The sequence below is a fragment of the Leisingera sp. JC1 genome (assembly GCF_001679925.1).
Lineage (GTDB): Bacteria > Pseudomonadota > Alphaproteobacteria > Rhodobacterales > Rhodobacteraceae > Leisingera.
The window spans coordinates 143,218-162,477 of record NZ_LYUZ01000001.1 but is presented as its reverse complement, the minus strand read 5'-3'; the positions used below and the strand labels follow the sequence as shown (position 1 = coordinate 162,477).

General features: G+C 60.6%; 19 protein-coding genes. 8 read left to right on the top strand and 11 right to left on the bottom strand.

Translation table 11 applies throughout. The features are described 5' to 3' along the window. Nucleotides 1–9 precede the first annotated feature (9 nt). From phnK to phnG, 6 genes are read right to left on the bottom strand one after another with little or no spacing between them, the layout of a single operon-like run. Nucleotides 10–780 carry a phosphonate C-P lyase system protein PhnK gene (phnK, locus tag A9D60_RS00780; protein ID WP_065265833.1) on the bottom strand — a complete coding sequence of 257 codons (771 nt, stop codon included), beginning with the start codon at nt 778–780 and terminating at the stop codon, nt 10–12. Further along, complete coding sequence (locus A9D60_RS00775; RefSeq protein WP_065265832.1) at nt 780–1,637, bottom strand: alpha-D-ribose 1-methylphosphonate 5-phosphate C-P-lyase PhnJ; 858 nt, start codon at nt 1,635–1,637, stop codon at nt 780–782. The genes phnK and A9D60_RS00775 overlap by 1 nt, the downstream gene beginning before the upstream one ends. Next, nucleotides 1,634–1,873, bottom strand: coding sequence for a hypothetical protein (locus tag A9D60_RS00770; RefSeq protein ID WP_065265831.1), 240 nt, complete (start codon nt 1,871–1,873; stop codon nt 1,634–1,636). The genes A9D60_RS00775 and A9D60_RS00770 overlap by 4 nt, the downstream gene beginning before the upstream one ends. Continuing rightward, nucleotides 1,870–2,970, bottom strand: coding sequence for a carbon-phosphorus lyase complex subunit PhnI (locus tag A9D60_RS00765; protein ID WP_065265830.1), 1,101 nt, complete (start codon nt 2,968–2,970; stop codon nt 1,870–1,872). Before A9D60_RS00765 ends, A9D60_RS00770 begins: the two co-directional genes overlap by 4 nt. 3 nt (nt 2,971–2,973) lie before the next feature. Then, entirely contained in the window at nt 2,974–3,558 is a 585-nt protein-coding gene (gene phnH / locus A9D60_RS00760) for a phosphonate C-P lyase system protein PhnH (protein WP_065265829.1), read from the bottom strand. After that, the gene (gene phnG / locus A9D60_RS00755) at nt 3,558–4,010 is read right to left on the bottom strand and encodes a phosphonate C-P lyase system protein PhnG (protein WP_065265828.1); all 453 of its coding nucleotides are present in this window, start codon (nt 4,008–4,010) and stop codon (nt 3,558–3,560) included. Before phnG ends, phnH begins: the two co-directional genes overlap by 1 nt. 107 nt (nt 4,011–4,117) lie before the next feature. Here phnG and phnF point away from each other — a divergent pair, with 107 nt between their 5' ends. Beyond that, nucleotides 4,118–4,831 carry a phosphonate metabolism transcriptional regulator PhnF gene (phnF, locus tag A9D60_RS00750; RefSeq protein WP_065265827.1) on the top strand — a complete coding sequence of 238 codons (714 nt, stop codon included), beginning with the start codon at nt 4,118–4,120 and terminating at the stop codon, nt 4,829–4,831. 71 nt (nt 4,832–4,902) lie between these two features. On the opposite strand, the gene A9D60_RS00745 is transcribed toward phnF, so the two are convergent. From A9D60_RS00745 to A9D60_RS00735, 3 genes are read right to left on the bottom strand one after another with little or no spacing between them, the layout of a single operon-like run. Beyond that, complete coding sequence (locus A9D60_RS00745; RefSeq protein ID WP_065265826.1) at nt 4,903–5,706, bottom strand: substrate-binding domain-containing protein; 804 nt, start codon at nt 5,704–5,706, stop codon at nt 4,903–4,905. Beyond that, entirely contained in the window at nt 5,703–6,413 is a 711-nt protein-coding gene (locus tag A9D60_RS00740; protein WP_065265825.1) for an ATP-binding cassette domain-containing protein, read from the bottom strand. The genes A9D60_RS00745 and A9D60_RS00740 overlap by 4 nt, the downstream gene beginning before the upstream one ends. Next, the gene (locus tag A9D60_RS00735; RefSeq protein WP_039181403.1) at nt 6,413–7,117 is read right to left on the bottom strand and encodes an ABC transporter permease; all 705 of its coding nucleotides are present in this window, start codon (nt 7,115–7,117) and stop codon (nt 6,413–6,415) included. The genes A9D60_RS00740 and A9D60_RS00735 overlap by 1 nt, the downstream gene beginning before the upstream one ends. Nucleotides 7,118–7,406: 289 nt before the next feature. On the opposite strand from A9D60_RS00735, the gene nadA reads away from it, so the two are divergent. The 3 genes from nadA to nadC are packed head-to-tail and all read left to right on the top strand — an operon-like array spanning nt 7,407 to nt 10,870. Further along, nucleotides 7,407–8,459, top strand: a complete 1,053-nt coding sequence (gene nadA, locus A9D60_RS00730; protein WP_065265824.1) for a quinolinate synthase NadA — start codon at nt 7,407–7,409, stop codon at nt 8,457–8,459. Nucleotides 8,460–8,462: 3 nt separating this feature from the next. Continuing rightward, nucleotides 8,463–10,019, top strand: coding sequence for an L-aspartate oxidase (locus A9D60_RS00725; protein WP_065265823.1), 1,557 nt, complete (start codon nt 8,463–8,465; stop codon nt 10,017–10,019). After that, nucleotides 10,016–10,870: a carboxylating nicotinate-nucleotide diphosphorylase gene (gene nadC / locus A9D60_RS00720; protein WP_065265822.1), complete on the top strand. Its 855-nt coding sequence runs from the start codon at nt 10,016–10,018 to the stop codon at nt 10,868–10,870. The genes A9D60_RS00725 and nadC overlap by 4 nt, the downstream gene beginning before the upstream one ends. Nucleotides 10,871–10,936: 66 nt before the next feature. On the opposite strand, the gene A9D60_RS00715 is transcribed toward nadC, so the two are convergent. Both A9D60_RS00715 and A9D60_RS00710 read right to left on the bottom strand, forming a co-directional pair. Next, entirely contained in the window at nt 10,937–12,922 is a 1,986-nt protein-coding gene (locus A9D60_RS00715) for a CocE/NonD family hydrolase (protein WP_065265821.1), read from the bottom strand. A gap of 140 nt (nt 12,923–13,062) precedes the next feature. Continuing rightward, entirely contained in the window at nt 13,063–14,166 is a 1,104-nt protein-coding gene (locus A9D60_RS00710) for a CaiB/BaiF CoA transferase family protein (protein ID WP_065265820.1), read from the bottom strand. A gap of 292 nt (nt 14,167–14,458) precedes the next feature. Here A9D60_RS00710 and zwf point away from each other — a divergent pair, with 292 nt between their 5' ends. The 4 genes from zwf to A9D60_RS00690 all read left to right on the top strand — a co-directional run bounded on the left by zwf (nt 14,459) and on the right by A9D60_RS00690 (nt 19,214). Then, nucleotides 14,459–15,919: a glucose-6-phosphate dehydrogenase gene (zwf, locus tag A9D60_RS00705; protein ID WP_065265819.1), complete on the top strand. Its 1,461-nt coding sequence runs from the start codon at nt 14,459–14,461 to the stop codon at nt 15,917–15,919. 48 nt (nt 15,920–15,967) lie between these two features. Continuing rightward, a complete protein-coding gene (gene edd / locus A9D60_RS00700) occupies nt 15,968–17,776 on the top strand; it encodes a phosphogluconate dehydratase (RefSeq protein WP_065265818.1) in 1,809 nt (602 codons plus the stop codon). Between the two features lie 3 nt (nt 17,777–17,779). Continuing rightward, the gene (eda, locus tag A9D60_RS00695; protein WP_065265817.1) at nt 17,780–18,430 is read left to right on the top strand and encodes a bifunctional 4-hydroxy-2-oxoglutarate aldolase/2-dehydro-3-deoxy-phosphogluconate aldolase; all 651 of its coding nucleotides are present in this window, start codon (nt 17,780–17,782) and stop codon (nt 18,428–18,430) included. 112 nt (nt 18,431–18,542) lie between these two features. Next, entirely contained in the window at nt 18,543–19,214 is a 672-nt protein-coding gene (locus A9D60_RS00690) for a DsbA family oxidoreductase (protein WP_065265816.1), read from the top strand. Nucleotides 19,215–19,260: the final 46 nt, after the last annotated feature.

Here is a 19,260-nt window from a genome sequence, read left to right as displayed (position 1 = left end):
GCCTTACCCTCAGACTTGCAGCACGCTGGAAACCAGCAGCTGGGTATAGCTGTGCTGGGGATCGTCCAGCACTTGGTCGGTCAGCCCGGTTTCCACCACACGGCCATCTTTCATAACCATCAGCCGGTCGGCCAGCAGCCGCACCACGGCCAGATCATGGGTGACGATAATGGCGCTCAGCCCCATTTCCCGCACCAGCCCGCGCAAGAGGTCAAGAAGGCGTGCCTGGACTGAGACATCCAGCCCGCCGGTCGGTTCATCCATGAAGACAAGCCGCGGGCCTGTGACGAGGTTGCGGGCAATCTGCAGACGCTGCTGCATGCCGCCAGAGAACGCGGAAGGGCGATCGTCAATCCGGTTCTCGCTGATCTCAACCCGCCCCAGCCAGTCAGCCGCCCTTTCCCGGATCGAGCCATAATGGCGGTCTCCCACAGCCATCAGCCGTTCACCGATGTTGCCGCCAGCAGAAACCGACATCCGCAGACCGTCGCGGGCGTGCTGGTGGACAAAGGCCCAGTCTGTACGCGCCAGCATCCGCCGCTCCGGTTCGGACATGGTTACTGTGTCCACCGGCCCGTTCGCGCGCGTGTCAAAGATGACCTCACCACAATCCGGTGCCAGGTGGCCCGCCAAGCTGTTCAGCAGCGTCGATTTTCCCGAGCCGCTTTCCCCGACAATCCCCATGACTTCGCCGGGGTACAAATCAAACGTCACATCCGTGCAGCCGATCCGTGCGCCGTAAAGTTTCTTGATGTTTTTCACTTGCAGCAAAGGTGTCATCACACGGCCTCCTCACCCAGACGGCCGGAATGGCCCGCTTCGCGCCGCGACCGGCAGTAATCAGTATCCGAGCAAACAAACATCCGGCTGCCAGCATCATCCAGAATGACCTCGTCCAAGTAGCTGTCCTCTGCCCCGCAGAGATCACAGGGATGATCAGCCTTGCTGGCCTCAAACGGATAATCCTCAAAGTCCAGAGAGACGACCTGAGTATAAGGCGGCAGCGCATAAATACGCTGTTCCCGGCCCGCGCCGAACAGCTGGATTGCCGCCATTTCCATCTTGGGATTGTCGAATTTGGGAATCGGCGAAGGGTCCATCACATAGCGCCCCTCCACCTTGACCGGATAGGCGTAAGCCGTGGCAATGGCGCCATGCTGGCTGATATCCTCATACAATTTCACATGCATCAGCCCGTACTCCTCAAGCGCATGCATCTTGCGGGTCTCGCTCTCGCGGGGCTCCAGAAAGCGCAGCGGCTCCGGGATCGGCACCTGATAAACTAGGATCTGATCCTCGGTCAGTTCTGCCTCCGGGATCCTATGACGGGTCTGAATGACGCTGGCTTCCGCCGTCTTTTCAGTAGTGTCAACGCCGGCCGTCTTTTCAAAAAACTTGCGGATCGAGACCGCGTTGGTGGTGTCATCGGCACCCTGGTCGATCACTTTCAGCGTGTCGTCCGGGGTCAGCGTCGCGGCCGAAACTTGCACGCCGCCGGTGCCCCAGCCGTAGGGCATCGGCATCTCTCGGCTGGCAAAGGGCACTTGATAGCCCGGCACCGCCAACCCCTTCAGGATTGCCCGGCGGATCATCCGCTTGGTTTGCTCGTCCAGATATGCGAAGCTGTAATCGCTCATGGCTTTTCCTTTTCCGCCCAATTGAAGGAGCATTGGCTTTGCAAGACATTCCTGTCGTCGCCATTCTGCTTTTCGCCTTTGCGGTTTTCGTAGTCGTTCAAATCATTCGCACGCCAACGCGCAAAACCACCCCTCGCAGAACAAGCAGTTCCGATGCTGGCGGGGCATTTGGTTTCGTTGGACATAACAGTTGCGATGGTGGCGGCGACGGAGGCGGAGGTTGCGACTGAACTCATTCCGCCGCCTCCCTTGACGCCAGCGTTTCAGCCAGTTCCGCGGCTTCACGGCGCAGCTTGCGGACCAGTTCCAGTTCAGACTGAAAATCCACGTAATGCGGCAGCTTGATGTGCTCCAGAAATCCAGTAGCTTGGATATTGTCTGAGTGGCTCAGGACAAACTCCTCATCCTGTGCAGGTGCCCCCAGATTGTCCTCTCCCAGCTCTTCCCAGCGCAGCGCCCTGTCTACCAACGCCATGGCGATCGATTTGCGCTCGGACTGGCCAAAAACCAGGCCGTAGCCGCGGGTGAACTGCGGCGGCACTGTTTTGGAACCCTTGAACTGGTTCACCGTCTCGCATTCGGTTAGCTCCACCTCGCCTATCTCAATGCAAAAGCCGAGTTCCGGAATTTCCATTTCCACCGGCACAACGCCGATGCGCAGCTCTCCGACAAAGGCATGGTTGCGCGCATATCCGCGTTGGGTGGAGTAAGCCATACCGAGGATGAACCCCTCGTCGCCACGGGTCAGCGATTGCAGACGCACTGCCCTGCCCGCGGGAAACGCCATCGGCTCGCGCGTCAGATCGCCCGGCACATCGTCCGAAAATGGCTCACGCTCGATGATGTCCTCCCCCTGCAGAAAGGCCGTGATATGCGGCGTGGTTTCCATGCGCGGCTCGGCAGCCGGGGCTTCGGGAACGTCGCCTTCGGCGGCGAGTTTGAAATCCAGCAAACGGTGGGTGTAGTCGAATGTTGGCCCCAGCACCTGGCCGCCCGGCGCATCCTTAAATGTCGCCGAAATCCGCCGGTCGCAGGCCATCCCGCTGGTTTCCACCGGCCTTGAGGAACCGAACCGCGGCAGAGTAGTGCGATAGGCGCGGACCAGGAAAATGGCTTCGATCAGATCACCTCGCGCCTGTTTGATTGCCAGCGCGGCAAGATCGGGGTCATACAAGGATCCTTCAGCCATCACCCGGTTTACTGCAAGGCTCAGCTGCTCGCGGATCTGAGCAAGAGAAAGCTCCGCGACACCGGTGTCACCCCGGCGCTCTTCGGCCAGCCAGGCATGGGCATTTTCAATGGCGCGTTCGCCACCTTTTACTGCAACATACATCGCTTAGGCCTCCGCAATGACTTGAGTGGACCGCGGCAGGGCCGCAACCTGCGATCCTGAAGTGAAGAAGAAGTCCCTCCCCAGCGGATACAAGGCTGCGTTAGCTTGAAGCGCGGCAAGTTCGGGCACTTGCATGCGAGCCGTATCTTTGATCCCCGGGCCGCTCAGGATCGCATTCGGCACATCCAGGCGGTGCATCTCGATGATCAGCGTGGCCGAGCGGTCAGGATACTCCGCGGTTCCGGTGCGAAAGCGGTTGAGCGGCTGCAGCTGCTGCCATCCCCCTAAGGCAAAATCCGCCAGCTCAGCGGCAACAATCGGCGCGCCCGTGTTAAAGGCCACCCAGCCGCGCAAGGCCTCGCTGTCCACATCAGGCGCCAGGTACACGCCGGTTTCCGGGTCGCACAAAGTCAGCAACAGGCTGCCTGCAGCCACCGAAACCCCTTCCGGTGGTGTTGCGCCTGCGATTTCCTGCACTTGGCCGGGGCGGGCCATCGCGCTCATCGCCGCTCGGAAAGCATGCGCGGCAGCGACTGGCGGGTTGCTGAAACCGCCTGCGAAAACAGTGTTCCGGGATTGCTGATCCATCAATCCTCTCCCCGCACCATCGTAAAGAACTCAACCTTTGTTGCCGCAGCCTTGGACGCGCGGGCCGTTTTCTGCGCCTGCCGCGCTTTCGCCAGCGGCACCAGAACAGCTTCGTTCAAGGCCTCAGCAGCGCCGGTCTGCATCAGCGCATCAATCTTGGCTGCAATCTCCGCCTTCGCTTTGCAGCGGCCCTGCACATAGCCATGGCCGACAGTGCCGTCCGATAGTGAAAGTGCGCATCGTGTGACGGTCATTTCACCCGCATTGAAAGGGGCACCAGTACCGCCCATTCGACCGCGGATCATGATTCCGCCAACTTCGGGCGCGCGGAGGAACTCAAAATCCGGGTCCAACCCGTAATCTTGCCACAGCTCAGTCAGCCGGGCTTCTTCAGAAGAGGCCAGAAGGCTCATCCAGCCCTTGCGGTCTTCTGCAGAAAAATTGGTGTTCATTTGTCTAAGCCTCTTGGCAAAGTTGTCGGCATTATCTATACAACTATACAAATATTACCCGAGTCACCTTCTCCGGTGCAATCCCAGATTTGTGAAAGTTCAGTGACATGGCCCGCACTCCCGTTTGGAAGTCCATCGCGATCGCCCTGACCGACGACATCGCGCAAGGCCGGTATGAAACCGGCGGCAAGCTTCCCGCTGAAGCGCAGCTGTCAGCGCGTTTCGGGGTAAACCGGCACACCGTGCGCCGGGCGTTGTCGGAAATGGCGGAACAGGGATTGGTCCACTCGCGCCGCGGCGCCGGAGTTTTTGTGGCCGCCAAACCAACGGATTATCCGATCGGAAAGCGGGTGCGGTTCCACCAGAATCTGACCCGTGAAGGGCGAAGCCCGGCCAAACGGATACTGACACTGGAAACACGGGCAGCTTCTCCGCGCGAGGCCAATGCGCTGCAGCTTGATCCGGGCAGCCTTGTGCATGTCTATGACGGCCTGTCACTTGCGGACAGCCAGCCGGTTGCCCTGTTCCAGAGCATTTTCCCGGCTTACCGCTTCCCCACTATCCTAGAGGCATTGCAGGAACAATCGTCGGTCACAGCCGCGCTCAGGCATTGCGGGGTGGAGGATTACACAAGGATCGAAACCCGGATCACAGCCAAGCTGGCAACAGCGACCCAAGCCTTGCATCTTAAGATCGCAGAAGGCAGCCCGATCCTGCGCACCACAGGCATCAACGCAGATCCGAAGGGGCGCCCTGTTGAGTTCGGCCGCACCTGGTTTGCCGGAGACAGGGTGACACTTACCGTAGGCGGCGAAAGCTGAGGGCGCTTTCCAGCAGCACAAAAAAAAGCCCCTGCCAAGGCAGGGGCTGTGTTTAACCAGTTCAGGTCAAGTCATTGCCGGGCGTTAAAAACAAACAGAGTTTCACCATTGATCTGGTAGCCGTTGATAAGTTCCTTGGCTTTGTCCGAGACCAACCATTCCTCCAGTTTCAATGCCAGGCTGTTCTTCACATGGGCATGCTTATCCGGGTTCACCGGAATATAGGCGTATTGGTTGAACAGCACCGGGTCGCCTGCGAACAGCAGCTTCAGACCACCCTTGTTACCGAAATTCAGCCAGCTGGCTCGGTCGGACATGATATAGGCGTCCATGCCCGCAGCGGTATTGAGCGCGGCCCCCATGCCAGCGCCAACTGCGCGGTACCACTCACCAAAGCCCTCAGCCTCCAGACCTGCAGTCTTCCAGAGGCTCAGCTCCTTCTTGTGCGTGCCACTGTCGTCGCCGCGGCTGACAAAAACTGCCTCAGCTCCGGCAATCATCTGCAACGCACGGGCAGCATTTTCAGCGCTGGCAACCCCTGCCGTATCATTTTCAGGTCCGATGAGAACAAAATCATTGTACATGATTTCGCGGCGGTGAGTGCCATTGCCGCCCTCCAGGAATTTCTCCTCAGCCTTTTTTGAATGCACCAGGATCGCATCAACGTCGCCCGCCTCCCCCAGGCGGATCGCCTGCCCGGTGCCGACAACCAACAGCTGCACATCCAGGCCAAGATCCTCCTTGATCTCCGGCAAAAGGATCTCAGCCAGCCCGGAATTGTGGAAAGAGGTGGTCACCGCCACCTTCATCTCTTCGGCCAGCGCCGCCGTAGTCCAGACCAGAGAGGCAACAGCGCCCAAAATCAGACGTTTCATTCGACAATATCTCCATTCAAAAATGCGCGCGCTTGCGCGGTTTCAGGCCCGGCAAAAAACTCTGCTGCCGGGCGGAATTCGTGGATGCGGCCCTGCAGGACGAAAATCACTTCATCCGCCAGCCGCCGGGCCTGGCCCATGTTGTGGGTGGACATGATCAGCCGGGTGCCGCTGCCGGCGGCATGAGCGAGAATTTCCTCGATCTCGCGCGTAGCCCTGCCGTCCAGCGCCGCGCAGGGTTCATCCAGGAACAGCACCTGCGGTTCGCGCACCAGCGCACGGGCCAGCGCCAGCTTCTGCCGCTCGCCGCCTGACAGCATAGTGGCCTGACGCTCCAGAATTTCGCCCAAGCCGACACGGGCAGCCCAGTCCGCAGCCCGCGAGCGGGCCTGGCGGCGGCTCAATCCTGTCAGACGCAGCGGATAAGCGATGTTGTCGATCACTGAACGCCGCATCATCACCGGGGTCTGAAACACAAAGGCCTGATGCTTCTGCGCCTCCTCCAGCGGGCAGGCCCAGTCCAGACTTCCGCCATTCATCCGCACGATGCCATGCAGCATTTTCAGCAGCGTGGTCTTGCCAGCGCCATTCGGACCAATGATGATTGAGGTGCCCTGCCCGCCCAGCGTCAGATCTACCGGGCCGACTAGCACCTTGCCGCGGCGGCGCACCTGAGCGCCGGTGGCCTTCAGCGGGAACATCTGCATCACCAGCGCCCCTCGCTCTCAGTACGGCCCAGCCAGTGGATAGCCAGGTTGACCGCAATCGCCAGCGCAATAAGCACAAAGCCCAGCCCCAGCGCCATTGCAAATTCGCCCTTGCCGGTTTCCAGTGCAATCGCCGTTGTCAGCACCCGCGTTGCGTGGTCGATATTGCCGCCGACCACCATGATCGCGCCCACTTCGCCGATCGCGCGGCCAAAGCCTGCCAGGGCTGCGGTCAGCAGCGCCCGCCGCCCATCCCACAACAGCGCCTGAATGCGCTGGAACTGGGTCGCGTTCATAGAGATCAGCAGGTCGTGATAGTCGCTCCACAGCTCGCGCAAGCTCTGATGCGCAACCGAGGCCACCAGCGGCACCACGATGATCACTTGCGCGATGATCATCGCCGTCGGGGTGAAAAGCAGGCCGAATACGCCGAAAGGCCCGGCACGGGACAGAAACACATAGACCACCAGCCCCACCACCACTGGCGGGAGGCCCATCAGCGCATTCAGCACCGCAATCGTTGCCCGCCGCATCCGGAACCGGCGCACCGCCAGAAAGGCTGCCAGCGGCAGCGCTATGGCACAGGCTACCACCAGCGCTGTCAATGTCACCCGCAAGGAACGCAGGGTGATCTCCACCAGATCCGCGTCCAGCGTCACCAGCAGCCAAAAGGCCTGGCTCAGTCCTGCCCACAGATCATTCATCGCGTCCGGTCACTCTCCCAAGGGCCACATACCAGCCCGGTCTAACATGGCTTTGCGCGGCTCCAAATCACAGGAGAGGACGCTGGGACAGCCAAAAACGGCAATCCGGCTGGAAAATCATGCTGCCAATACCCATCTGAGAAACAACGGCTTCCCTGAGATGCCGCCTGTTAGCGCCAAATCACCGCATTTGGCTCCGTTTCCGCTCACACGCGCTTGCGCGGATGATGTGAACATGAAACAACCCCCGCCCAAAGTGTCACCCCGGACGCAACCTTGAGGATACGCCATGTTCGACCTGCAATCCATGCGGGATCAGCTCGCCAACCACTATGATCTGGCTCCCAATCCGGCCCTGGCCGAGCAGATGGCAAACGTCTATGCCCGCATGGACCGGGTTGTGAACCCCATCGAATGGGCCACTCATGCACCTTATGTTGCGGCGATTCTGGAGCTGAAAAAGCAACGCAACGCGGTGATTCTGGCACATAACTACATGACGCCTGAAATCTATCACGGCATCTCGGACGTGGTCGGCGACAGCCTTCAATTGGCAATCGAAGCGACCAGGGTCGAGGCTGACGTGATCGTGCAATGCGGTGTGCATTTCATGGCCGAGACCTCCAAGATCCTGAGCCCGGGGAAAACCGTGCTGATCCCCGACATGGAGGCAGGCTGCTCACTGGCAGAAAGCATCACTGCCGAAGGTGTCGCGGAAATGCGCCGCCGCTACCCGGGGGCGCCGGTGGTCACCTATGTGAACACCACCGCCGAGGTCAAAGCCGCCTCCGACATCTGCTGCACCTCTTCCAACGCCTCGCAGATTGTTGCCGCGATGGAAGAAGACACCATCATCATGACGCCGGACCAGTACCTGGCCCAGAACATTGCCCAGCAGGTTCCGGAAAAGAACATCGTCTGGTGGGAAGGCTCCTGCATCGTGCATGAGCAGTACACCGCAAAGGACCTGCGCGACTTCCGTGAATGGAACCCGGGCACCCGGCTGATCGCCCACCCGGAATGCCCGCCGGATGTGGTGGCAGAGGCCGATTTCTCCGGCTCCACCAGCGGCATTGTCAAATACGTAACCGACGAGAAACCTGAAAAGGCGCTGCTGATCACCGAATGCTCGATGGCGTCGAACATTGCCGACCAGCTGCCGGAGGTGGAATTCGTCGGCCCCTGCAACATGTGCCCCTATATGAAGAAGATCACGCTGGAGAAAGTCCTGTGGTCGCTGCACACCATGACCGAGCCGGTCGAGGTGGACCCCGAAGTCGCCGAAAAGGCCCGCGTGGCGGTGCAGCGTATGATCGACCTTTCGCAAAAGCTGGGCATCTGATCCGTGATCGAAACCGGCCGTATCGTCATTGCCGGCGCAGGTCTGGGCGCGCTTTATGCCGCTCTTGAGCTGGCCCCCCGGCCGGTTCTGGTGATCTCCCCCGAATCCCTGGGCGAGGGCGCGAGCTCCGCCTGGGCGCAGGGCGGTGTGGCGGCGGCAATGGCCAGCCACGACACGCCCGAGGCGCATGCCGCCGATACCCTGCAGGCGGGGGCCGGCACGGTCGATCCCGAGGTCGCCGCCATGGTCACCAGGGTGGCGCGCGAACACATCATCGACTTGACCGAACTCGGCACGCCGTTTGATCGTGACGCGGACGGCAACTATGTGATGAGCCGCGAGGCCGCCCATTCCGCCGCCCGCGTTGTGCGGGTCAAGGGCGACCAGGCGGGTGACCAGATCATGCAGACGCTGATTGCCGCGGTCCGCGCGGCCACCTCCGTGCAAGTTCTGGAAAACACCCAAGCCGTGCGGCTGGAGACCGAGGGCAGCACTGTCACCGGCATCTGGATCACCCGCGCGGATGAACCCTCTGCCCCGGTGCTGGTCAAGGCGCCAGGCGTGCTGCTGGCGGGCGGCGGCTCCGGCGGGCTTTTTGCCCACACCACCAACCCGCCGCGTATCCGCGGCCAGGTGATCGGCTTTGCCGCCCGCGCCGGGGCTCGCATAGCTGACCCGGAATTTGTTCAATTCCACCCGACAGCCTTTGATATCGGTGAAGATCCCGCACCACTTGCCACCGAAGCCCTGCGCGGCGAAGGCGCTGTGCTGATCAACGTGGACGGTGAGCGCTTCATGATTCCGGCACACCCGGATGCCGAACTGGCCCCGCGCGACATTGTAGCCCGTGCGATCTTTGCTGAGACACAGGCAGGCCGCCGCCCGTTGCTCGACACCCGAGAGGCCCTGGGTGCCGAAGTTCTGACCCGTTTTCCGACCGTCGCCGAAACCTGCGCCCGCGCAGGCATCGACCCGGTGGTGCAGCCGATCCCCGTTGCCGTCGCCGCTCACTATCACATGGGCGGTGTTGAGGCCGACCTTCATGGCCGCACCAATCTAGCCAACCTCTGGGTCTGCGGTGAGGCTTCCTCCACCGGGCTGCATGGTGCCAACCGGCTTGCTTCCAACGGCCTTCTAGAAGCGCTTGTCTACGCCCGCAATGCCGCCCGGGACATTGCCGCCCTGAACCTTGCGGCAGATACCGCCAAAGTCCTCCCTGTGTTTTCGGCGGGCGGGCAGGAACTTGCTCCGGTAGCAGTACAATCCCTGCGCGAGGTGATGACCGCCCACGCTGGAGTCCGCCGCACTGCGGCTGGCCTGAAACAGGCGCTCGCCACCATCGCCCGGCTTGAGGATGAACAGGCCGAAGACGAAAACTTCCTCAACATGTGCGCCACTGCGACACTGATTGCTGCAGCTGCGCTCAAGCGCGAGGAAAGCCGCGGCGGTCATTTCCGCGACGACTTCCCCGAGAGCGACCCGGCACAGGCCCGCCGCACCCGCATCACCCTGGAAGAGGCCCTGGCGATCCGCGCCAAGGCCGCAAAGGAGCTGACATGAGCACCCAATTCGCCACCCTGCCCGACCTGATCCTGGAACCGATAGTGCGGGCCGCACTGATGGAAGACCTGGGCCAAAACGGCGATATCACCACCCGCGCGGTGATCCCCACTTCTGCCACCTATTCAGCACGAGTGAACGCGCGGGAGGATGGCGTGGTCTCCGGCATGCAGATCGCCCGCATCGCCTTTCACCTGGTTGATGCCGGACTGAAAGTCGAAACGCTTCTGCCCGATGGCTCTGCCTGCCAAAAAGGCGACACGCTGATGACCATCGAAGGCTCCGCCGCGTCAATCCTGTCCGGCGAGCGTGTAGCGCTGAATTTTGCGGGCCGCCTGACCGGCATTGCCACGTTGACAGCGGCCTTTGCCGCAGAAACCAAAGGCACCAGCACGCGCATAACTTGCACCCGCAAAACGACTCCGGGCCTGCGTATTGCCGAAAAACAGGCGGTTCTTCACGGCGGCGGCTACAACCATCGCTTCGGCTTGTCGGACGCCATCTTGATCAAGGACAACCACATTGCGGCCGCTGGAGGCGTCAAAGCCGTACTGGAAGCCGCCAAGGCCTCCGTCAGTCACATGATGAAGGTGGAAATCGAAGTCGATACCCTGGATCAGCTGGCTGAGGTCATTGCCACAGGCGGTGCTGACGTGGTCCTGCTGGACAATATGGACACGCCTACCCTGATCAACGCCGTAGGAATTGCCAAAGGTCACGTCGTGACCGAAGCGTCCGGCAACATGCGGCTGGAGCGTATCGCTGAGGTTGCCGCCACGGGTGTTGACTATATCTCCTCTGGCGCCTTGACCCATTCCGCCCGCACCTTGGATCTCGGGCTCGATTTCTGAACGTCAGGCTTGCGATGGCCTTGCTAACACCGCAAACCTTAATTCCGCACAACTATCTGGCGTGGCTTAAAGAACACCGCGGGGAATGGTTTCCTGCCATTCCTTGCTAACCACTACATCCTTGCCTTCCCCTTCATAGGCCGTGACCTTGCGCCATAGGAAGAAGTTCTCCCTGTCGCATGTCATTCTGTTCTCCGTGTCGATTGAAACCTGCCAGTCGCCGCGCTCGAATTCGAAATTCCAATCGCTGGCAAAGGCGGCCGTGGCCGGATCATCGGGATGCACTTCGTAGTGCATGGTGACATGGCTACCAACGCAGATGCCGTGATACGGGTCCACCGCTTTGCCGTAATCATCGAAGGTGTCCAGAACCAGCGCGCCGTCCGCGCGGAACCAGGTTTTTGATGTGCCGCGAGCCTCACGAAGTTGCTCGCTCTGCAGCGCAGGGTAGTCACGCGGAGCACCAGGGTTTTGCGGAGATATCTCTTTGGAAACAGAGCGCTCCGGCAACACCAGCGAACAGCCTTCCAAGTACAGCGTCACCTCGGTCGCCTCCGGTGCAGGCCAGACAACCGGCCAGTAAGACGTCGACAAGGCCAGCCGCAGAACATGACCCGCCCTCAGACGGTGGGCGCATTCATTCAACTCTATCTCGGCCTCATAGCGCTTGCCGGGAATCAGTTTCTCCGGAGCTTCGAAACCGTTCCTGCAGGCGAGGTTCAATGCTCGGAATGTAATCCGCTGAGATATACCTTCAGGTGACACATCACACAGCCGCGCAACCAACTGTGCTACCGGTTTGTCCGCGCTGAAGGCCACCTTCACCCGCGGGCGGCCCAAGAGTTCAAGCGGGTTTTCCAACGGAACGGTATCGAAACAGGCCGACATACTGTCATCATCCGCCTGGTCGCCCGCCAGTTCATTGTCAAAACGCATCCCAGGACAAAAATAGCCAGAAGCCTGCCCAACAGTTGCAGGATTGCTGACGGCCTGCACACTGCTGGCAGGCTTTTCCGCCAATACACCACTGCCCATGTGCAAGACCCGATCACGCACATTAGGCGAAGGCCAATCAGCCTCTGCCACCCAACGGCCCTGGCGCGGCTTGTTCTGCATTGTGGGGCTAAAATGTTCCTGAATAAATACGCGGTAGTCCGGCAACTCTTCAGCCCCGGTCTCCTCGCCTTTCAGCCACTTGCCAAACCAAGCCAGCACTTCCCCATGAAAATCCGCTGGATCCAGCTTGGCGATATGGGCGTAGCGGTGTTCCCAAGGGCCTATCATTGCCTTGGCAGGCACAGTCAAATTCGCAGCCAGCGCCGGAGGTGCGTTCACATAGGCATCTGCCCAGCCGGTAATCGCCAGCACTGGTGCCTGAATAGCAGACCAGTCCTCACAGACCGAACCATGCCTCCAGAAATCGCCCCTTGTCTGCTGCTGCAGCCATTCCGCGGCCATGAAAGGCATCCCTTCGATCCGCCTGATCCAATCCTCCCGCCAATCCGCACGAAGCTCCGGATCTGAAGGGCGCGACTGATAGGCAAACATTTGGCTGCCCCAGTTCGCATTGTCGCTCAGCAAGCAGCCCCCCATGTAGTGAATGTCATCCGAATAGCGATCCACAGTCGAGGCGACAGAAACCACAGCCTTCAGTGCAGCCGGGCGGCGGAACGCGAGTTGCAACCCGTTAAAGCCGCCCCAACTGATGCCGATCATGCCAATATTGCCGTTGCACCAATCTTGCGCAGCTATCCATTCCAGTACGGTTTCGCCATCGCTCAGCTCCTGGTTTGAGTACTCGTCATCAAACACGCCCTCGCTGTCACCGGTACCTGCAATGTCCACCCGGATGCAGGCGTAGCCTTCTGCGGCAAAGACCGAATGCGTGGTCTCATCCCGCGGCGCAGTACCGTCACGTTTGCGGTAGGGAAGGTATTCCAGGATTGCTGGAAACGGCCCCTTGCCTTCAGGCAGCCAAATGCGCGCGGCCAGCCTGCGACCGTCGGGCAGGGAAATCCAAGTGTTTTCAATGAGCTTGTATGCACCGGGCATGGACTATTCCTTCGGCTGTGGTTTGCGTCCGCCATTGCCCGCACCTTCGCCAAATCCGTCTCCGCTGCAAAGTGAGCGTTTCCGCGCGGATGTAAGCGAGTTTACGCGCTTTCAGTTATTGTTCGCGCAAATCATTGCATCTATTTTGGCAGTTTAGGTGCAGATTTCTCCAGTGAAAGCTCTGCGTCTGAAAATTTCCACGGGCCACGCACTCCCGGCACGCCCTCCGGCGCAATTTGCATGCCCCTGTGCCTGATTTGCGGATCTTCGAAAGCCTGCCCTATGGTGTTGATCGGTCCAGCTGGCACAGTTGCCGCCTCCAGAGAGGCCAGTAGTTCGGCTTGCGACCAATCAGCCAGCGCCGTTTCCAGGATAGCAGTCAGACCCTTGCGGTTTGCCACCCGCAGCTGATTTGTTTGAAACCGTGCATCGGATTTCACTTCAGACAATCCAAGGACATCACACAACCTCTGAAACTGGCCATCATTCCCGACCGCCAGGATGACATGGCCGTCATTGACTGCCATCACCTGGTACGGCGCGATATTGGGGTGGTCATTTCCCAGCCGCGAAGGGCTTTCTCCGGTCGCCAAATAATTCATTGCCTGGTTCGCCAGCAGGGCCGTTGCGCAATCCATTAAGGACATATCCAGATGCTGGCCTCGCCCCGTTGTATGCCGCTGCTCCACCGCAGCCAGAATGCCGATGGTCCCATAGAGCCCAGTTACGATGTCGGTGATTGCAACGCCAACTTTCTGCGGCTGACCATCCTGTGCACCGGTGATCGACATCAGCCCGGACATTCCCTGCAGCAGGAAATCGTAGCCGGCACGCGACGCATAAGGTCCGTCCTGGCCAAAACCTGTGACCGAACAATAAATCAGCCGAGGGTTAATTTCGGAGAGCGTCTCGTAATCAAGACTGTATTTTTTCAGCCCGCCGACCTTGAAGTTTTCAATCAGGATATCGGCATCCTGGATCTGCCTGACTACTGCCTGCCTGCCTTCTGCTGTCCGGAAGTCGGCGGTTACGCAGTCTTTCCCACGATTGGCGGCATAATAATAAGCAGCTGACTTGTCACCGCCCCGCTCGATGAAAGGCGGGCCCCACTTGCGGGTATCATCGCCGTCGGGGCTTTCAACCTTTACTACCTCGGCACCCAGATCCGCCAACGACTGGCCGATCCACGGCCCGGCCAGGATGCGGGCAAGTTCGACCACTTTCAGGCCTGCAAGCGGCTTCATGGGCATTCCTTCCTGTCGGAAACTGTTTTCTTCCCGACATGCTTAGCCCCTGCCGCTCCCCTGGGCAACATTTGATCAAATTCTATTTTTGAGACGCAGAGTTCCCAGTTCCACAAAATCCGTACAGCTATGCTGCCGCCAACAAAATTTTCTGTAGCCCTTGGACAACCAACATGTTAGCGATAACGAAACTTAAACTGCCCTTAGGCCAGCAGAGGGAATTGAATTGCCGCGCCCTTGGCGGCACAATGCTCTGGCCTTTCGGCCCCAATGGAACAGCGATGTAATATCAATGGTTTCCCGCGTCATCCCAGTTGACCCTTTTGACCTCGTGCTGTTTGGCGCGACCGGTGACTTGGCCCGCCGTAAAATCCTGCCCGCCTTGTTTCATCGCTTTCAGATCGGACAGTTCAGCAGTGACTGCCGGATCATTGGCACTTCGCGCAGCGAACTGACTGCGGAAGAGTTCCGCAATCAGACTGCGGATGCGATCCGCGAATTCGGCCAGGAAGTAGAGACCACCCCCAAGGAGATCGCGTCTTTCACCGCGCTGCTGGACTATGCCGCCGTTGATGCCCGCGGCGATGCCGGGTGGGATGAGATTCGCGGAAAACTGCGTGACGACGCAGTGCGCGCCTTCTACTTGTCAGTTGGCCCGTCGCTGTTCACCGACATCGCCCGCCGGCTCAGCGAGACCGGCATCGCTACTTCCGAAAGCCGCATTGTTCTGGAAAAACCCTTCGGCCACGACCTTGCCTCAGCTCAGGCTCTGAACGCCGCTCTCCGAGAGCATTTCGAAGAGCAGCAGATCTATAGGATCGACCATTACCTGGGCAAGGAGACAGTGCAGAACCTTATGGCTCTGCGTTTCGCCAATTCGCTGTTCGAGCCGCTTTGGAATTCTTCCCACATCGACCATGTGCAAATAACCGTGGCCGAAAGCATCGGCGTTGAGGGGCGCGGCGAGTACTATGACAAATCCGGCGCCATGCGAGACATGGTGCAGAACCACTTGATGCAGCTTCTCTGCCTGACAGCAATGGAGCCGCCCGCGCAGTTCACCCCCAACTCGGTGCGGGACGAGAAAGTCAAAGTGATCGAAGCGCTGCGCCCTGTGCCGCAGGCAAGCATTGCCCGCGGTCAATATCGCAGCAGAAACAGCGCCCAGCAAGGCGATGGCTACCGCGATCATGCAGGCAATGCCGCCAGCCGTACTGAAAGCTACATTGCTCTCAAGGTTGAGGTGGCAAACTGGCGTTGGGCCGGCACGCCCTTTTACCTGCGCACCGGCAAACGCCTGCGAGGGCGGGTCAGCGAAATTGCCGTCTATTTCCGCGATCCGCCGCACAACATCTTCGAAGGCTCAGGAACTGTGCATGGCAACGTTCTGGTTATCCGTCTGCAGCCGGATGAAGGCATTACGCTGAAAACCACCATCAAGGATCCGGGGCCTGGCGGCATGCGGCTAACCGGCGCCAACCTGGACATGACTTTTGCCGATGAACTTGCCGAATCCGGGCGCCCTCAGGACGCTTATGAGCGGCTGATCATGGATGTAATCCGCGGCAACCAAACTCTGTTCATGCGCGGGGACGAAGTCGAAGCCGCCTGGGCTTGGGCCGATCCGATCATCGCCGGCTGGCAGGACTCGGGGGACACGCCGCAGCCCTATGACAGCGGCAGTGCCGGCCCTGACGACTCCCTGCTGCTGATCCACCGCGACGGCCGCCGTTGGCGCAGCATCGGAGAATAATATGGCACACCTTACCTCCGCCCTCGCAATTGACAGCAAAGGCACGACATGACCCTGAACTCCACATTGGCAGCCGTCACAGAGCGCATCGTCTTACGCAGCGAAGCGACCCGCACCGCCTACCTGGAGCGGATGCGCGCGGCAAAGGGCAAGGGTCCGGCCCGGGCGCATCTCAGCTGCTCCGGCCAGGCCCATGCCTATGCGGCATCCGGTCCGGATCAGCAAACGCTGGCGGAAGGAAGCAAGGGGCATCTGGGGATTGTGACCGCGTACAACGACATGCTGTCGGCGCATCAGCCGTTTGAGACCTATCCTGCGCTGATCCGCGATGCGGTGCGCAAGGCAGGCGGCACAGCGCAGGTGGCGGGCGGAGTGCCTGCGATGTGCGACGGTGTCACCCAGGGCGAGGCAGGCATGGAGCTGAGCCTGTTTTCCCGCGACACCATCGCCATGGCAGCAGGCGTCGCACTCAGCCACAACGTGTTCGATGCGGCGGTGTTCCTGGGCGTCTGCGACAAGATTGTGCCGGGCCTGGTTATCGGCGCCCAGGCCTTTGGCCACATCCCGGCAGTTTTCCTGCCTGCAGGACCGATGACTAGTGGCCTCGCCAATGATGAAAAGGCGCAGATACGCCAGAAGTTCGCGGCGGGTGAGATTTCCCGGGATGAGCTGTTGAAGGCGGAAATGGCCGCTTACCATGGCCCCGGCACATGCACCTTCTACGGCACGGCAAATACCAACCAAATGCTGATGGAGTTTATGGGGCTCCATCTCCCCGGGTCGTCCTTCGTGAACCCCGGCACGCCGCTGCGCGCGGCGCTGACGGTCGAGGGCGCCAAACGGGCTCTGTCGCTCAGCGCCCTGGGCAACAACTACACCCCGGTCTGCGACGTGCTGGACGAGAAGGCCTATGCCAATGGCATCGTCGGGCTGATGGCTACCGGCGGCTCTACCAACCTGCTGATCCACCTGATCGCCATGGCCCGGGCGGGAGGAATCATCCTGGATTGGCAAGACTTTGCGGAACTGTCTGAAGCTGTGCCATTGCTGGCCAAGGTCTATCCTAATGGCCTGGCAGACGTGAACCATTTTCATGCCGCAGGCGGACTAGGCTACATGATTGGCGAGCTGCTGAAGACGGGGCTTCTGCACCCGGACACAAGGACGGTCGCAGGCGAAGGGCTGGAACATTATACGCAAGAGCCGTTCCTTTCCGAGGACGGTCTCACTTTCCGCCCCGGGACCGGACAAAGCCTTAATGACGCAGTACTGCGCCCCGCGGATGCGCCGTTCCAGAAGACCGGCGGACTCAAGCGGCTGACCGGCAATCTGGGCACCTCTGTCATCAAAGTCTCAGCAGTCGCGAAAGAACATCAGGTGGTCGAAGCCCCGGCCCGGGTCTTTCACGACCAGGAAGAGGCCAAGGTGGCGTTCAAAGCCGGCGAACTGACCGGCGACGTGATCGTCGTGGTGCGCTTCCAAGGCCCCAAGGCCAACGGCATGCCAGAGCTTCACAGCCTGACGCCGTTCCTTGGTATCCTTCAGGGCCGCGGCCAAAAGGTGGCTCTGGTCACAGACGGGCGGATGTCCGGCGCCTCTGGCAAGATCCCGGCGGCGATCCATGTGGTTCCTGAAGCCCTGGACGGCGGCCCGATTGCCCGGATCCGGGACGGCGATCTGCTGCGGCTCGATGCGGTGAAGGGCACATTGGAAATCCTGACCGAAGGCGCGCTTGAGCGCGAAGCCGCCACCGCCGACCTCAGCGCATATCAGCACGGCACCGGCCGCGAGCTGTTTTCCCTGTTCCGCCGCTCGGTTGCCTCAGCCGACGAAGGCGCCAGCGTATTTGGAGTTTGAAAGATGCGGATAACCCCTCAGGACGCCAGCCTGCGCACCTGCGAGATTTGCGCCCTGGCACCGGTGATGCCGGTGCTGGTTGTGGAGGACGCGGCCCATGCCCGCCCCCTTGCCGAAGCACTGGTGGCAGGCGGGTTGCCCGCCTTGGAAGTCACCCTGCGCACTGGCGCGGCGCTCGACGTGATCCGCGAAATGGCGCAGGTGAAAGGCGGCGTTGTCGGGGCCGGCACGCTGATCACCCCCAAGGACGCCGAGGCCGCCAAGGAGGCCGGCGCCACGTTCGGCGTCTCGCCGGGTGCCACGGATTACCTGCTGGACGCCTGTGAATCGATCGGCCTTCCGCTCTTACCAGGCGCAGCGACCGCTACTGAAGCAATGCGGCTGCTGGCCCGCGGCTACGGCATGCTGAAGTTTTTCCCCGCGGAGGCTTCCGGTGGCGCGCCGGCGCTCAAGGCCATCGGCGCGCCCTTGCCGCAGATCTCATTCTGCCCCACTGGCGGCATCACACCCGCCAACGCAGAGAGCTACCTGAGCTTGGGCAATGTGGTCTGCGCCGGTGGCAGCTGGGTCGCACCCAGTGATCTAGTTCAATCTGGCAATTGGAGTGCTATCAAGGAGTTGGCCCGCGAAGCGAGCACATTGGGTAAGGGCTGATTACAGAACACTAGCCTGAGGGTCGAATGCCATGTGGCGCCGCGCCAGCGGTTGTTTTGCCCGTCCGCTGCACCCATGTTTCTGCAAGAAACGGAAACCATAGGAACCGCCCATGGCAAAAGCCCAGACTCCCCGCACCGCTCTTCGGGTTGACATTATCTCAGACATCGTCTGCCCTTGGTGCGCCGTGGGTTATAGCCAGCTTGCCCTTGCCGCCCGCCGCACAGGGATCACCCTGGACATCCATTGGCAACCGTTTGAGCTGAACCCCGGCATGGCCCCCGAAGGTGAGAACCTGCGGGAGCACCTCGCAGCGAAATACGGCAGCACGGAAGCGCAATCGGCGCAGGTAAGGGCTCAACTGACGGATCTTGGCGCAGCCTTGGGCTTCACCTTCCGCTTTTTTGACGGCATGCGGATCTACAATACCTTTCAAGCACACCAGCTTATCGAATGGGCGGATGAGAGCGGCAAAGGCCACGAAATGAAACAGGCGTTGCTCTGCTCCTATTTCACTAATGGCAAGGATGTGTCGGACCCGGATGTTCTGGCGGAGACCGCCGAAGCTATCGGATTGGCTGGTACCGAGGCCCGAACCGCGCTCGAATGCGGGTCCTACGCAGACAGTGTCCGCCAGCGACAAGCGCTCTGGACGGGCCAGGGAATTCGCGGGGTTCCTGCGATGGTCTTCGACGGGCGTCACCTGGTCACCGGCGCACAAGGAGTCGAAAATTATACCAGCATCCTTGAACAACTGGGATTTGCCGGAACCGCTCTCATCTGAGGACGACGCCCGGCCTGAGGCCGGACGTGCCCCGCACGCCTAGAGT